Origin of the sequence: Luteococcus struthionis (genome assembly GCF_048595755.1) — a bacterium.
Taxonomy (GTDB): Bacteria; Actinomycetota; Actinomycetes; order Propionibacteriales; family Propionibacteriaceae; genus Luteococcus.
Map to the genome: position 1 here is coordinate 745,963 of NZ_CP184360.1, position 13,399 is coordinate 759,361.

A 13,399-nucleotide genomic window follows, 5' to 3' on the forward strand; every position below is an offset into this window, starting at 1 on the left:
GAAGGAGCCGCCGTGGCCGACGGAACCCCCACCCCGCCCGTCCCCGCAGGCCGGGAGGAGCCGCAGACCCGTTCCGTGCTGCTGCCACTGCGCGTCACCGTGGCACCGGTCAAGGCGCTGGCCACCATTCCCTTCGACCGGCACGCCGACCACGTCTACACCGCGCTGGAACTGCACTACCTGGACCGCGGCGACGAACGCGGCTGGCGTGTGCTGGCCCACCGCCACGACCGGCACGTCGACGTCTACGACGGCGCCTCGCTCACGCTGGACCCCACCGAACGGTGCTCGGTCTACGGCAAGGGTGTGCGCCGCCACGTCACCACCCTGATACAGCAGGCGGCCCTGGAGGTGGACGAGAACGGCTGCGCCCACATCGCGATCACCTTCACCGACCTCTACGGCCGACGCATCAGCGTCGACGTGCAGGAGAAGGCCGCCAAGCCCAGCCAACCGACCCGGCTGCTCTCCACCACGGGCGCCACCGCCGATCGTCCCGGCAGCTTCCCGCTCTTCCTGTTCCGCACGGTCGACTTCGTCCGGCTGCGCCGCAGCACCCTGGACGTCACCATCGACGGTGCGGCCGTGGCGCTGGAACCCTTCCCCGCCCCGGTGCCCTTGGCCGGCGCACGCCGCACCTACGTGAAGTACGCCACCGACGTCGACCTGCTGCACCTGTTCCCCACCGACGAGCATCACCTGCGCACCGTGACCGTCACCGACGGCGTCCACCTGCGCGGCGAGGTGGCCTACCACTTCGAGGGTGAGGCGCTGGCGCGCATCGTGGTGCGCGGCACCGAGGTGACCTTCACCCCGCCACTGGACCTGCACCGCCCCGGCAAGGGACGCGTCGAGGTGGTCTCGCGGCCCGGGATGGGCGTGGTGGGCGGCAGCTACCGCGCCAAGGCGTCACAGGGCAGCGCACGGTTCACACTGCAGATAGACAAGGTGCGCGTCCCGCAGCAGGGGTCGCGCTCGCACCGGATCTTCGTCAACGACCGCAGCCGGTTCGGCCGCTGGCCCCGTCGCTACCGCTTCGCCGCCCGCTACGACCTCTCCGAGGGTACCGTGGATGCCCGGTGGACCAATCGTCGAGACCCGGAGCCACGCTGAGACGTCCGAGCACTGGGCGTCCGAGCACTGGGCGTCCGAGCACTGGGCGTCCGAACCGCGGTGCGGGGTGCGCGACGGCCCCGTGACGCGAAAGACTGGCGGGGCATCCCGACCCCGAAAGGTTCCCCGTGACCGAGCCCACCATTCCCGCTGAACTGCTGCCCGCCGATGGACACTTCGGCGCCGGCCCGTCCAAGGTGCGCCCCGAACAGGTGACGGCGCTGGCCACCCGGGGGGCTCGACTGCTGGGTGGCTCCCACCGCCAGCCGCCGGTGAAGAAGCTGGTCCAGAGCGTGCAGGAGGGCCTCGCCGAGCTCTTCCAGATGCCCGACGGCTACCAGGTGGTGCTCGGCAATGGCGGCGCCACTGCCTTCTGGGACATCGCCACCTTCGGCCTGGTCCGCGAACGCTCCCAGCACCTGGTGCTCGGCGAGTTCAGCCGCAAGTTCTGCAAGGAGACCACCAAGGCTCCCTTCCTGGCGCAGCCGGAGGTCGTCGAGGTGCCCTCCGGGCAGGGCGTGGCTGCGCACGCCACGGCCGGCATCGACGTCTACGCCTGGCCCCACAACGAGACCTCCACCGGCGTGATGCTGCCGGTGCAGCGGGTCGAGGGCGCCGACGACGACGCACTCGTGGTGGTGGACGCCACCTCCGGCGCCGCGGGCCTGGGCGTCGACCTGACCCAGTGCGACGTCTACTACTTCAGCCCCCAGAAGGGTTTCGCCAGCGAGGGTGGGTTGTGGTTCGCCATCATGAGCCCCCGCGCCCTGGAACGCGCCCGCCAGATCGCCGCCACCGACCGCTGGATCCCCGACTTCCTCAGCCTGACCACGGCCATCGACAACTCCGCCAAGAACCAGACCTACAACACTCCCTCGATCGCGACGCTGATCCTGATGGACGAGCAGGTGCAGTGGCTCAACCAGCAGGGAGGCCTGGCCTGGGCCGACGCCCGCACCAAGGAGTCCAGCCGTCGGCTCTACGAGTGGGCCGAGCAGACCGAATGGGCCACCCCCTTCGTCGCCGACCCGGCCTACCGCTCCCAGGTGGTCGGCACGGTCGACCTCGCCGAGTCCATCGACGCAGCTGCGGTGGTGAAGGCACTGGCCGCCAACGGGGTGCTCGACGTCTTCCCCTACCGCGCCCTGAAGCGCAACCAGATCCGGGTGGGCATGTTCCCGGCCGTCGAGCCCGAGGACGTCTCGGCCCTGACGCGCTGCGTCGAGTACGTCGTCGACCAGCTGGGCTGACCCGAACACCTGACCTCCCACCACGTCCCCCGGATCCCACCATGGGATCCGGGGACGTCTGCGTCATGACCACCCGGGCGTCGCGACGGCCAACTCCGCAGATCGGCCACGGTTGGGGCTGCCATCCAGCCGGGTGAGCGGTACCGGCCGCCGGTGCCGGGCAGCGCGGGGTCGACTTGCGGAGCTCGGGTGCGGAAGGTCCCAGCCCGCGCCCAGCACCGGCACAGGCCGGACACAGCCTCCGCTCCTTCCATGGAGACATCACCGATCCCGCCACGAGGTGGCGGGCACACCTCGGCCCGATGGCCAGACACGAAGGAGATCACCATGAAGCAGACCAGCGGCCACCAGGCCCACACCGAGCAGACCGTCACCACCCTCACCCCCACCGCCATCGCGTGGTTGCTGCGCAATCGCCGCATCGACGGCCGCAGCGTGCGGGTCGGTCAACGCGGCCCCCAGATCCACCTGGTCCTGGCCTGACCTCTCTGGGCCGGTCCCCGTGGCAGCCCTGGGTGTCGGACTCCGCAAATCAGCCACGAGAGGATCACCCGTCCTCCACACGCCACGGCACCGGGCGCGTGGAGGCGAACGCGAGGTCGGTTTGCGGAGTTCGCCCGGGCAGAGCCCCGGCCCGGGCTCCCAGAACATCCGCTGGAAGGCGCCGGCCGCTGACCCCGCCGGGCTCAGCGGCCGGACCGGGTGGTTCCGCGACGTGGTGGAGCAGTCAGCGGGTCCTCCGGCCAGGGGTGCTTGAGGTAGCGGCCACGATTCTCCGCGCGCACCCCCGGGTAGGCATTGGTCCAGAAGGAGGCCAGGTCATCGGTGATGGCCAGGGGCCGCTGCGCCGGGCTGAGCAGGTGCATCAGCACCGGAACCTTCCCGTCGACGATCCGCGGGGTCTGCAGCAGGCCGAAACACTCCTGCAGCTTCACCGCCAACACGACCCTGGCCTCGGGGTCGTCGGGATAGTCGAGCCGGATCCTGGATCCGGTGGGCACCTCCAACCGCTCGGGAACCAACTCGTCCAGGCGGCCCGCCTCCGGCCAGGGCAAGAGCCGTCGCAGGGCGCTGGTGAGGTCGAGGCGTGAGGCCGATCCGCCACGGGCCAGCTGGTCGAGTTCTGGCCCGAGCCATTCGTCGACGCGCTCCAACAAGGAGGCCTCGTCCATCGCGGGCCACGGCTCCCCGATGACGTGGTGCAGCAGCGCCAGGCGACGTCGTAACGCCAGCGCCGACTCCGGCCAGACGAGCATCCCGTGTCCGTCGAGGCCCAGGCCCCGGCTGCGCAGGGCCTCGGCCACGGCCGCCCGGCCAAGCTCGGGTGTGGGCTGCACCGGCGTGGCCGCCAGTTCGATGGCTCCCAGCAGCTCGAGCCGGCGGGCGGTGACGCGACCGTCGCTGCCCCATGTGGCGCGGTCGGTCGTCCTCCGCAATCCGGCCCCCGCCTCCTCCGCCGTCTCCCGGCTGATCGCCACGGCCGCCCGCACCACCGCACCCGATCCGTCGCCCGTGTCGCGACGACCCATCTGCGCCACGGCCAGCCATTCCTGCCCGGCCAGCCGTGAACCGCGTTCCAGGACCACCCCGGTACCCGAGGCCAACAGGTAGGCGGTGGACTCGGGGCCGCCGCGCCGACGAGCGATCCGGTCCGGATGGGCCAGGGCCACCAGCAACCCCAAGGCCTGCGCTTCGGGCACCTGGCCGCCGCCCTGCGCACCGTGTGCGTGCGAACGCTCGGCCAGTGAGAACAGGCGATCGGCCTCATGCCTCCACCGTTTGGCCGCCGGCCCCGATCCGCGACGAAGCTCCCGCAGCAATGCCTCCAGGTCACCGCCGGGAGCGCGTTCGTCACTGGCCAGCAGCGCCACCAGCTCCGCCGCCCGGTGGGCCCCGACGCGAGGGGCTCCGTCGATGAGCGCCCTGGCCAGCCGCGGGTCGGCGGGCACCCGGGCCATCGCGCGGCCGCGCGCGGTGGGGCGGCCGGCCTCGTCGATGGCCTGCAGGGCACGCAGGCCGTCCATCGCCAGCTCCAGCGACGCGGGCGGCGGCGGATCGGGCAGGGCCATGCCCTCGCCGCCGGGCGCACCCCAGCAGGCCAGGTCCAGGGCGGCGCTGGTGAGGTCTGCGGTGGCGATCGCCGGGGTGGTGAAGCGACGCATCCGCGGCCAGTCACTCTCGGGGAAGCATCGCACGGCCAGCCCCGGCCCAAGCCGGGCGGCGCGGCCGGCGCGCTGTTCGGCGCTGGCGCGGGCTTCGCTGACGGTGACCAGCCCGCTCATGCCACGGCCGACGTCGAAGCGAGGTTCCCGGGCCAGCCCGGCGTCGACGACGATCCGCACGTCGGGGACGGTCAGCGACGACTCGGCCACCGAGGTGGCGACGATCACGCGTCGTCCGGGGCGGGCGGAGAGCACCGCGTCCTGCTGTCGCGCCTCCAGCGACCCGTGCAGGACGTCGGCCTCGATCCCCTTGCCACGCAGGCGTTGCGCCACCTGCTCGGTCTCCCACGCGCCGGGCACGAAGACCAGCACGCTGCCCTGGTCGTGCTGGGTGAGCGCCTGCGCGGCCGTGTTGGCGACGTGGTCGAGGAAGGGGTGCGTGACACCGCGCGGGCCCAGCCGTTGCGTCCCGGGTGGGGCTGGTTGCCAGCGCACCTCGAGGGGATGCAGGTCGGCCTGCACCGCGACGACGGGGGCCGGTGCCCCGTCGCCCAGCAGAGCTGCCCAGCGTTCGGCGTCCAGGGTGGCAGACATCACCACGACGGCCAGCTCGGGACGCAACTCGCGCAGTTCACGGACCATCGCGAAGGCCAGGTCCGAGTCCAGGGCACGTTCGTGCACCTCGTCGAGCACCACCGCTGCCACGTCCTCCAGGCCGGGGTCGTTGAGCAGGCGACGGACCAGGACTCCGGTGGTCACGAATTCCACGCGGGTGGTGCTGCGGGTGCGGGTCTCACCGCGCACGCTGAAGCCCACCTCGTCGCCCAGCCTCGTGCCCGACAGCTGGGCCAGGCGTCGAGCCGCGGCGCGTGCCGCGATACGACGCGGTTGGGTGACCACCACGCGGCCACGCGCCCCCAACTGGTCGATGTGGTTCGCCACCAAGGGCGGCACCAGGGTGGTCTTGCCGGTGCCGGGCGGGGCCTGCACCACCACGACGCCGCCCCGCAGCCTGTCGTCCAGCTCGCCCCGGGCAGCCAGGACCGGCAGCCCGGCACCAATCTGGTCCAGACGAAAGAGCATGGGTCCAGTCTGGCAGCAGCATCGGAGCCGGTGCCGAGCGCCGGACTCCGCAGATCGACCACGCCTGCGCCCTCCACGGCGGCACCCCGCGGGGGAAGGGCCGCGAGGAGTCGACGAAAGGTCGTTCTGCGGAGTCCGTCCCCGAAGCCCAGCCACGTGGCCCGTGGGCGCGTCCCCGCTGGGGTACGTCCCCGCTGGGGCGCGTCCCCGCTGGGGCGAATGGCCCCGGTCCGGATAGCGTGAAGCCATGAGTGACGCCGCCCATGCCGCCGGCAGCCCCGGCACCAAGGCCCTACTGCTGAACTACCTGCAGACGCAACGCGAATCTGTGCTGTGGAAGGTGGAAGGGCTGGAGGAATCCGCCCTGCGCACGCCTCACAGCCCCACCGGCACCAACCTCCTTGGCCTGGTGAAGCACCTCACGTCGGTGGAGTGGGGCTGCTTCCAGATGGCCTTCGGACGCCCGGTGCCCGACCTTCCGCAGCTGCGCCCCGACGCCGATCGGCTGCTCGACTTCTACGCCACCACCGACGAGACGCCCTCCCAGCTCGTGCAGGGTTACCGCGACGCGATCGAGGCGGCGAACCAGACCATCGCGGAGTTGGAGCTCACCGCACCCGCCCAGGTGCCGTGGTGGAACGAACCGACCACCCTGGAGCACCTGTTGGTGCACGTCACCGCCGAGACCGCCCGCCACGCGGGGCATGCCGACATCGTTCGGGAGCTGGTGGACGGGCAGGTTGGGCTCACCCGCACCAATCCGAACCTGGCCCTCGACCCGGACCGCAGCGATGAGCACCTGACCTTCCTGCGCACTCTGGCCAAGCAGGCCCAGGTGGGCGGGCTGGGCACCACCGAACCCACCCACTGACCACCCCCCAAGGCTGACCCCAAGGAATTCCATGACCATCAAACTGGCCGTCTTCGACTTGGACCACACCCTGTTGATCACCGGTGAGCGCATCACCCCCGAAGCCGCCGCGGGGGTCAAGGCGCTCGTCGACGACGGGTTGCCGGTCGCCCTGGCCAGCGCCCGGCTCGACGAGTCGATGGCAGTGGTGAACGACGCGATCGGGGTGCCGCTGCCGCGCATCAGCTACAACGGCGCCCTCACCCGATTGGCCGACGGCAGCACCATCCACGAGGTGGGTTTCACGATCACCCCGGAGCTGGCGCAGGCCCTGGTGCAGGTTGCCAGCACCGACGAGCACGGCCAGGGCACCGTGCACCTGTACGCCTCGGACGGCCGCTGGTTGGCCTACGGCGGCGCCCCGGGCATCGACCGGGAGGAGCGTGACACCTGGTGCCACGCAGCCCTGCGCGCCGACAGCGTCACCCTCGACGAGCTGGTCGGCGTCGAGTGCCGCAAGATCCTGTGTGAGGGGCCCGACGCGCACGTCGCGGCCCTGGAGCAGGCGGTGGCGAGGATCGACGGCCTGAACCTGACCCATTCCGGGATGGGGCTGCACGACATCTGGTCGCAGCGTTCCGGCAAGGGCAATGCGCTGGCCGCACTGTGTGCCCACCTGGGCCTGGCCCCCGACGAGGTGCTGGCCTGCGGTGACTCCGCCACCGACGTGCCGATGCTCACCTGGGCCGGCACCAGCATCGGGGTGCAGCCCTGTAGCCCGGCGGTGGAGGAGGTCGCCACCCATCTGGTTCCTGGCCCCGGGAGCCCGGCGCTGTTCGCGAAGGTGCGCGAACTGGCCGGCCTGCCCGCGGCCCACTGACGGCCCCCCACGCCCCCCAGAGAGGAAGTACCCATGGCAGCAAAGAAGAAGACCAAGCGCGTCGGCATCCTCACGGCCGGCGGTGACGCCCCCGGCCTGAACTCCGCCATCCGCGGCTTCGGCAAGGCGGCCATCAATGAGCACGGCATGGAGCTGATCGGTTTCCGCGACGGCATGCGCGGCCTGGCCGAGAACCGCACCGTCGAGCTGGACGGCCCGGCGCTGTCGGGCATCCTCACCGTCGGCGGCACCATCCTGGGCACCAGCCGCGACAAGGTGCACCGCATGGTGGTCGACGGCGAAGCCCGCGACATGATCCCGACGATCGTGGAGAACTACGAGAAGAACAAGCTCGACGCCCTGGTCTGCTTGGGCGGGGGTGGCACCGCGAAGAATGCCAATCGTCTGCTCAAGGCCGGATTGAACGTGCTCCACCTGCCCAAGACGATCGACAACGACATCGTGGAGACCGACGACTCCTTCGGTTTCGAGACGGCGCTGGAGATTGCCACCGATGCCGTCGACCGCCTGCACTCGACGGCGCACAGCCACCATCGCATCATCGTCGCCGAGATCATGGGCCATCGCGCCGGCTGGCTCGCGCTGGGCTCCGGCATCGCCGGGGGCGCCGACATCATCCTGTTGCCGGAGATCCCTTACACGATCGACTCGATCGCGCAGACCATCGAGCAGCGCGTGAAGCGGGGCTCCACCTTCAGCGTCGTCGCCGTCGCCGAGGGTGCCCGCACCGTGGAGGACGCCGCCGAGCTGGCCGCCGCCGAGGCGCTGGTGCGCGAGGCGGACACCGACGAGGGCAAGGCGGCCGCCAAGCGCCACAAGAAGGCCGTCGAGGCCAAGCACCGCGAGAACACCTTCACCCTGGCCCACCATCTGGAGGAGGCCACGGGGCTGGAGTCGCGTGTCTCGATCCTGGGTTATGTGCAGCGCGGCGGGATCCCGTGCTCGCATGACCGGCTGCTGGCCACCCGGCTCGGCACCGCCGGTGCGGCCGCGGTCGCCGAGGGCAACTTCGGGGTGATGGTGGGAACCCAGGGCCAGCAGGTGGTGCACGTCCCGCTGGAGAAGGTGGCGGGCAAGGTGAAGTACGTGCCCACCGACCACGAGTGGATCACCGCCGCCCGCCAGGTGGGCACCGGCTTGGGCGACTGACCTGCCGCGGGCACCGTCGCGTGCCCGGTGTCGGCCGGTGGTGCACCATGGGGTCATGCTGAAGCCGTCGGAATCCTGGGCCCGCTGGGGCATCCGCAAGCAGCTGACCGCCGTCGCCGTGACGGTGGTGGCGATCCCGACGATGCTCGGCATCATCCTGCTGGCCAACCTGTTGACCAATGCCCTGGCCAATGCGCAGATCGAGGCGGCCCATGAGGTCTCGCACCGGGTGGTCACCCATGTGCGCGAGCTGGGTCCGCAGAGCCTGCCGGGCGAATTGATGCTCGACGACGGCTTCCGCGCCCAGCTGCTGGACGACAAGGGTTATGTGCAGTGGACCTCGTCGAGTCACTACCTGGTGCCGATGACCGAACAGCGCCCCGCCCCCGGACAGGTGACGCAGGAAGGCGCCGTGAAGTGGTGGGGCCCCGGAGACCGCAATGAGCACCGCGACCTGGTGGTGGCCCAGGGGCTGACGCACCGCGGCAAGAACTACATCGCGGTGGTGGCCACCTCCCAGGAGGACGAGCACAGTGCGGTCACGGTGACGGTCGGCCTGCTGATGGCCTGCGTCCCCCTGCTGATGCTCGCGGCCGGGCTCACCTCGTGGTGGGTGGCCGGGCGGGCGCTGCGGCCCGTCGACGTCATGAATGCTCGCGCGGCGCACATCACGTCCACCACACTGGACCAGCGGGTGCCGGTGCCGGTGAGCGAGGACGAGCTGCAAGACCTGGCGATCGGTCTGAACCAGATGCTGGAGAGGTTGGAGACCTCGCAGAATTCGCAGAAGCGTTTCATCTCCGATGCCAGTCATGAGTTGCGCTCGCCGGTGGCGAGCCTGTCCGGCGCGCTGGAGATTGCCAGCGCCGAGGACCGGCTCGAGACCTGGCGCGAGTTCGCACCCTTGATGCGGGCCGAGGCCCAGCGCATGAACCTGCTGGTGCAGGGATTGCTGGAGCTGTCACGCGGCGACGACGGTGGCCTGCAGCTGCGCCTGGCCGACACCGACCTGGACGATCTGGCCAGCGACGAGGCCACCCGACTGCGCAGCACCGGCGAGGTGGAGGTGGTCACCCGGATCGCGCCCGCCCGGGTGCACGCAGATGGCAGCAAGCTCTCCCAGGTGCTGCGCAATCTGTGCGACAACGCGGTGCGCCATGCGCGCTCCACGGTGCGCATCACCGTGGAGGCGACGCCCGAGGGCGGGGCGGTGGTGCAGGTGGAGGACGACGGCAATGGCATCGCCCTGGAGGACCGGGAGCGCGTCTTCGAGCGCTTCGTGCGCCTGCAGGAGTCCCGTTCGCGCGACGAGGGTGGTTCGGGCATCGGCCTGGCGATCACCGAGCAGATCGTGCGGGCGCATGGCGGCACCATCCGCGCCGACGATTCGGAGCTGGGCGGCGCCAGGTTCGTGATGACCCTGCCCGGCACGCCCTGACGCGTCGAGGCCGCCTTGGATGATCTCGTCCCACAGGCCGTGGGCTCAGGCCCGGCGGGCGGCCAGCTGGTGCAGACCGCTGGCCAGCCGGGCATTCAGTTCGTCGCGTTCCTGCTGGGCGAGCCGCTGCTTCTCGGCATCCTGTCGGCGTCGACGCCGCACCTCGTAGACCGCCAGGGCCAGCGTGAAGAGTACGGGTTTTGCCTGGTCGAGATGGTCCAGCGCCCACAACAGCCACCCGGGCAACTGCCAGTCGGGGATCCACGACAGGTCGATGCTGGGCCAAGGGATGTTGGGCCACGGAATGCTTGGCCACGCAATGCTGAGCCAGGGGATCGACGGCAGCGCGATGCTGGGCAGCAGCCCCAGGAGCCAGGCCACCAGGGGTGCCAGCAGCAGCTTGACCAGCGCTCCGATCCCCAACAGGGGCAGCAGCACCGCCGCGACGGCCAGCAACACGTCCAGGGCCGCGAAGAGCCAGGGGTGGCGTCGCTCCTTGGCCAGACGCAGGGCCGCCGGCGATCCGGCCTCGGGTTCCATGTCGACGACGCGCCCGGCCAGTTCCAGCGTCACCCTCCGCACCCGCCCGGTGCGGGTGCGGACCACGACGAGTCCCCGCACCGGGGAGTCGTCGGTCTCGGGGTGCAGCCGCTCGCGCGTGTCGACGGCCTTGCCGCTGAGCACCAGGGCGTCGTCGCACCACAGTTCCACCAGGGTGGTGAGCCTCCCGCTGGTGCAGGCCACGTGGTTGTGGCCATCCACCCGTAGCTCGAATCGTTGCCGCCGGGTCGGTTGGTCTTGCTGCGAGGTGCTCATCACCGGCCACGCTAACGGCCACCGGTCCAGCCAACCTCGGTCACAGGTCGCAGGGCGCCCCAACCAAGGGCGGGGCTTCGCACCAGCGGACGGAAATTCCTGCCCCGATCAGTCCATCGCGAGCCGGTACCCCACCCCACGCACGGTCTGGATGGTGTTCTCACCAAAGGGCGCGTCGATCTTCTTGCGCAGGTAGCCGACGTAGACCTCCACCACATTGGGGTCCCCGTCGTGTTCGCTGCCCCACACGCCATCCAGGATCTGCGCCTTGGTGACCACGGCGCCCTTCTGCTGCATCAGGTAGGCGAGCAGGTTGAACTCCCTGGGCGTGAGGTCGATCGACACGTCGCCGCGCTTGACCAGGTGCGTGGCCGGGTCGAGCACCAGGCCCTTCGCGGTGAGCTGGGCAGGCCGTTCGGTGACACCACGCCGCGCCAGGGCCCGCAACCGGGCATTGAGCACGACGAAGCTGAACGGCTTGGTCAGGTAGTCGTCGGCGCCCAGGTCGAAGGCATCGGCCTGGTCCCATTCGCCGTCCTTGGCGGTGAGCATCAGCACCGGGGTCCACACCTGCTCGGCGCGCATCTGCTTGAGGATGTCGTAACCGTTCATCAGCGGCAGCATGATGTCGAGGATCACCACGTCGTAGTCACCGTGGACCGCCTTGAGGCACCCCTCGCGGCCGTCGCGCGCCAGATCGACGACGTGCCCCTCACTGGTCAGCCCGCGGCGGGTCACCTCGGCCAGCGACCGGTCGTCCTCCACCAGCAGCAACCTCATCCGTGTCCTCCTGCCTGACGCGGCATCCGTGCCGCAGTCCGTCGTGGGATGTGCCACAGCATAGGCCCGCGGGTCTCGTCGTGGGCCAACGGGTGGTGGCCGCATGCGGCAAGTGGCGGGCACCGAGGGGGGCTGGGGTCAGTTCATCGGGCTCTCGCCCAGCTCCACCTCTGCGCTGTGACGCTCGCCCTGGGCGTCCCGCCAGCCGATCTCGATGCGATCACCGGGTTCGTGCTCGGCCAGCTTCTGGCTCAGCGACGCGTGCTCGTCGACGTCGGTGCCGTCCAGGCTGGTGATGATGTCGCCACGCGACAAGCCCGCCCCATCGGCCGGCCCGCCCGCCACCACCTCGGCGACCACCAGCGTCTCGTCCTGCACGGTCTTGACGGTGACCCCCAGGTAGGCCTTGGGCCCCACCCGGACGGTGCCCTCCTCCTTGCCCTCACGGATCTGCTCGATGATCTCCTGGGCCCGGTCGGCGGGCACGGCATAGCTGGCCACGGTGACGTTCTGGGTGCGGATGCCCGACGAGGCCTGCTGCCCGGCGGTGGTCATGCCCACCACCTCGCCCTCGTCGTCGAACATCGGGCCGCCCGAATCACCGGGCTGCGCGGCGGCGGAGGTCTTGATGACGTCGCTGAGCCTCTCCTTGCCGCTGACGGTGTTCTCGTTGGCGACGACGATGCTGCTGTCCAGGTCTCGGACCCGGCCGGCCGCCGCACTCAGATAGCCCTGGCCGTTGGCATTGCCGACGGCGGTCACCTCGTCGCCCACCGACAATTCGTCGTCGTCGAAGGTGATCGTCTCCAGGTCCTTGGCGCCGTCCAGCTGGAGCAGCGCCACGTCGCGGGTGGCGTCGTGCCCCAGCACCTCTGCCTCGTAGCTGCGGCCGGTGCTGGCCAGCTTCACCTGCACCCGGGTGCTCGACTCGACGACGTGGTAGTTGGTCAGCACCAGCCCGTCGGGGCTGACCACCATGCCCGATCCGGCGCCGCGACGATCGCCGGTGCTGGCATTGATGAGCACCACGCCTCGACTCTGGTCGCTCGTGGCCCGGGTGGGCTCGGCACCCGGGGTGGTGTCCTCCTCCTGCGCATCCGACTCGTCCTCGTCGGTGGAATCCCACGGATCGTAGGGGCGCTGCTCGGCGGGGACCGAGCCGTCACCCTCACCCTCGGCGGGCTGCTGCGCGGCGGGCTGTTGGCCCGGCAGCAGCGGGGACAGGGCCCCGGAGGCGCCGACCATCGCGGCACCGGCCAGCGCACCGACGCCCAGCACCACCAGCAGGGCACGCGCGCCCCGCCCTGCGCGTCGAGGCGCGGACGGGCCGTCCACGTACCAGGTGCCGGGCAGCCCGTAGCTGCTCTCTCCGGCTTGCGCGCCAACCGGGTAGGGGGCGGCACCGCGCTGGGGGTACGGGCCGGGAGCACCTCCCGGGTATGGGGGCTGGCCGGGTGGCGCGAACTGGGGCGCGGGGTGGCCCGGTGACGCCTGGGCCAACTGCGCCTGGGCCAACTGCGCCTGGGCCAACTGGTGCTGGGCCTGCCCATCGTCTCCCGGGGTCGAGGCGTCGGCTGGCGGTTGCCAGGCCGGACCGGTGGGCGGGCCCCACAGCGGATCGACCACCGGGATCTGCTGGGTGTGCTCCACCGGCAGCACCTGCGTCGACTCGTGCGGCACGCCCTCTCCCGGCTCGGAATCGGGATGCATCCAGAACCCGTCGTCGTCGATCCGACGAGTCTGCTCGTGCTCCGGGTTCTGGTGCGTCATGCCATCCAGTCAACGTCACGAGGCTGGGAAAACCCATGGTTGGCGCTGTGAGGAAGCTGTGAACTCGTCGCTGGAAGCGGCCACGAC

Annotated in this window: 11 protein-coding genes; 7 read left to right on the forward strand and 4 right to left on the reverse strand. The window is 70.9% G+C overall.

From position 1 onward, the window contains the following. Positions 1–12: 12 nt before the first annotated feature. From ACOAMO_RS03505 to ACOAMO_RS03515, 3 genes are all read left to right on the forward strand, one after another. Positions 13–1,113 carry a hypothetical protein gene (locus tag ACOAMO_RS03505; protein ID WP_420176206.1) on the forward strand — a complete coding sequence of 367 codons (1,101 nt, stop codon included), beginning with the start codon at positions 13–15 and terminating at the stop codon, positions 1,111–1,113. A gap of 128 nt (positions 1,114–1,241) precedes the next feature. Continuing rightward, entirely contained in the window at positions 1,242–2,363 is a 1,122-nt protein-coding gene (gene serC, locus ACOAMO_RS03510) for a phosphoserine transaminase (RefSeq protein WP_420176207.1), read from the forward strand. A gap of 327 nt (positions 2,364–2,690) precedes the next feature. Continuing rightward, a complete protein-coding gene (locus ACOAMO_RS03515) occupies positions 2,691–2,846 on the forward strand; it encodes a hypothetical protein (protein WP_420176208.1) in 156 nt (51 codons plus the stop codon). 203 nt (positions 2,847–3,049) lie between these two features. On the opposite strand, the gene hrpB is transcribed toward ACOAMO_RS03515, so the two are convergent. Continuing rightward, positions 3,050–5,608 (reverse strand): ATP-dependent helicase HrpB, encoded by a 2,559-nt coding sequence (gene hrpB, locus ACOAMO_RS03520; protein ID WP_420176209.1) that lies wholly within the window; start codon positions 5,606–5,608, stop codon positions 3,050–3,052. A gap of 247 nt (positions 5,609–5,855) precedes the next feature. Between hrpB and ACOAMO_RS03525 the strand changes: the two genes are divergently transcribed. The 4 genes from ACOAMO_RS03525 to ACOAMO_RS03540 are packed head-to-tail and all read left to right on the forward strand — an operon-like array spanning position 5,856 to position 9,946. After that, on the forward strand, positions 5,856–6,479 hold the full coding sequence (locus tag ACOAMO_RS03525; protein ID WP_420176210.1) for a DinB family protein: 624 nt from the start codon (positions 5,856–5,858) through the stop codon (positions 6,477–6,479). 31 nt (positions 6,480–6,510) lie between these two features. Further along, positions 6,511–7,338: an HAD family hydrolase gene (locus ACOAMO_RS03530; RefSeq protein ID WP_420176211.1), complete on the forward strand. Its 828-nt coding sequence runs from the start codon at positions 6,511–6,513 to the stop codon at positions 7,336–7,338. 33 nt (positions 7,339–7,371) lie between these two features. After that, on the forward strand, positions 7,372–8,508 hold the full coding sequence (locus tag ACOAMO_RS03535; protein ID WP_420176212.1) for a 6-phosphofructokinase: 1,137 nt from the start codon (positions 7,372–7,374) through the stop codon (positions 8,506–8,508). A 55-nt stretch (positions 8,509–8,563) separates the two neighbouring features. Then, positions 8,564–9,946: a sensor histidine kinase gene (locus tag ACOAMO_RS03540; RefSeq protein WP_420176213.1), complete on the forward strand. Its 1,383-nt coding sequence runs from the start codon at positions 8,564–8,566 to the stop codon at positions 9,944–9,946. Positions 9,947–9,991: 45 nt separating this feature from the next. Here ACOAMO_RS03540 and ACOAMO_RS03545 read toward each other — a convergent pair whose 3' ends face one another. The 3 genes from ACOAMO_RS03545 to ACOAMO_RS03555 form a co-directional block, all read right to left on the reverse strand. Beyond that, positions 9,992–10,762: a hypothetical protein gene (locus tag ACOAMO_RS03545; RefSeq protein ID WP_420176214.1), complete on the reverse strand. Its 771-nt coding sequence runs from the start codon at positions 10,760–10,762 to the stop codon at positions 9,992–9,994. Positions 10,763–10,870: 108 nt separating this feature from the next. Further along, on the reverse strand, positions 10,871–11,542 hold the full coding sequence (locus ACOAMO_RS03550; protein ID WP_420176215.1) for a response regulator transcription factor: 672 nt from the start codon (positions 11,540–11,542) through the stop codon (positions 10,871–10,873). Between the two features lie 138 nt (positions 11,543–11,680). Further along, positions 11,681–13,312 carry a trypsin-like peptidase domain-containing protein gene (locus ACOAMO_RS03555; RefSeq protein ID WP_420176216.1) on the reverse strand — a complete coding sequence of 544 codons (1,632 nt, stop codon included), beginning with the start codon at positions 13,310–13,312 and terminating at the stop codon, positions 11,681–11,683. Positions 13,313–13,399 lie beyond the last annotated feature (87 nt).

What these genes read in the sequence shown, in the direction of transcription:
- hrpB (WP_420176209.1), bottom strand. Translation starts at nt 5,608, where the DNA reads ATGCTCTTTCGTCTGGACCAGATTGGTGCCGGGCTGCCGGTCCTGGCT.
- ACOAMO_RS03545 (WP_420176214.1), bottom strand. Translation starts at nt 10,762, where the DNA reads ATGAGCACCTCGCAGCAAGACCAACCGACCCGGCGGCAACGATTCGAG.
- ACOAMO_RS03515 (WP_420176208.1), top strand. Translation starts at nt 2,691, where the DNA reads ATGAAGCAGACCAGCGGCCACCAGGCCCACACCGAGCAGACCGTCACC.
- ACOAMO_RS03550 (WP_420176215.1), bottom strand. Translation starts at nt 11,542, where the DNA reads ATGAGGTTGCTGCTGGTGGAGGACGACCGGTCGCTGGCCGAGGTGACC.
- ACOAMO_RS03530 (WP_420176211.1), top strand. Translation starts at nt 6,511, where the DNA reads ATGACCATCAAACTGGCCGTCTTCGACTTGGACCACACCCTGTTGATC.
- ACOAMO_RS03525 (WP_420176210.1), top strand. Translation starts at nt 5,856, where the DNA reads ATGAGTGACGCCGCCCATGCCGCCGGCAGCCCCGGCACCAAGGCCCTA.
- ACOAMO_RS03555 (WP_420176216.1), bottom strand. Translation starts at nt 13,312, where the DNA reads ATGACGCACCAGAACCCGGAGCACGAGCAGACTCGTCGGATCGACGAC.
- ACOAMO_RS03535 (WP_420176212.1), top strand. Translation starts at nt 7,372, where the DNA reads ATGGCAGCAAAGAAGAAGACCAAGCGCGTCGGCATCCTCACGGCCGGC.
- ACOAMO_RS03540 (WP_420176213.1), top strand. Translation starts at nt 8,564, where the DNA reads ATGCTGAAGCCGTCGGAATCCTGGGCCCGCTGGGGCATCCGCAAGCAG.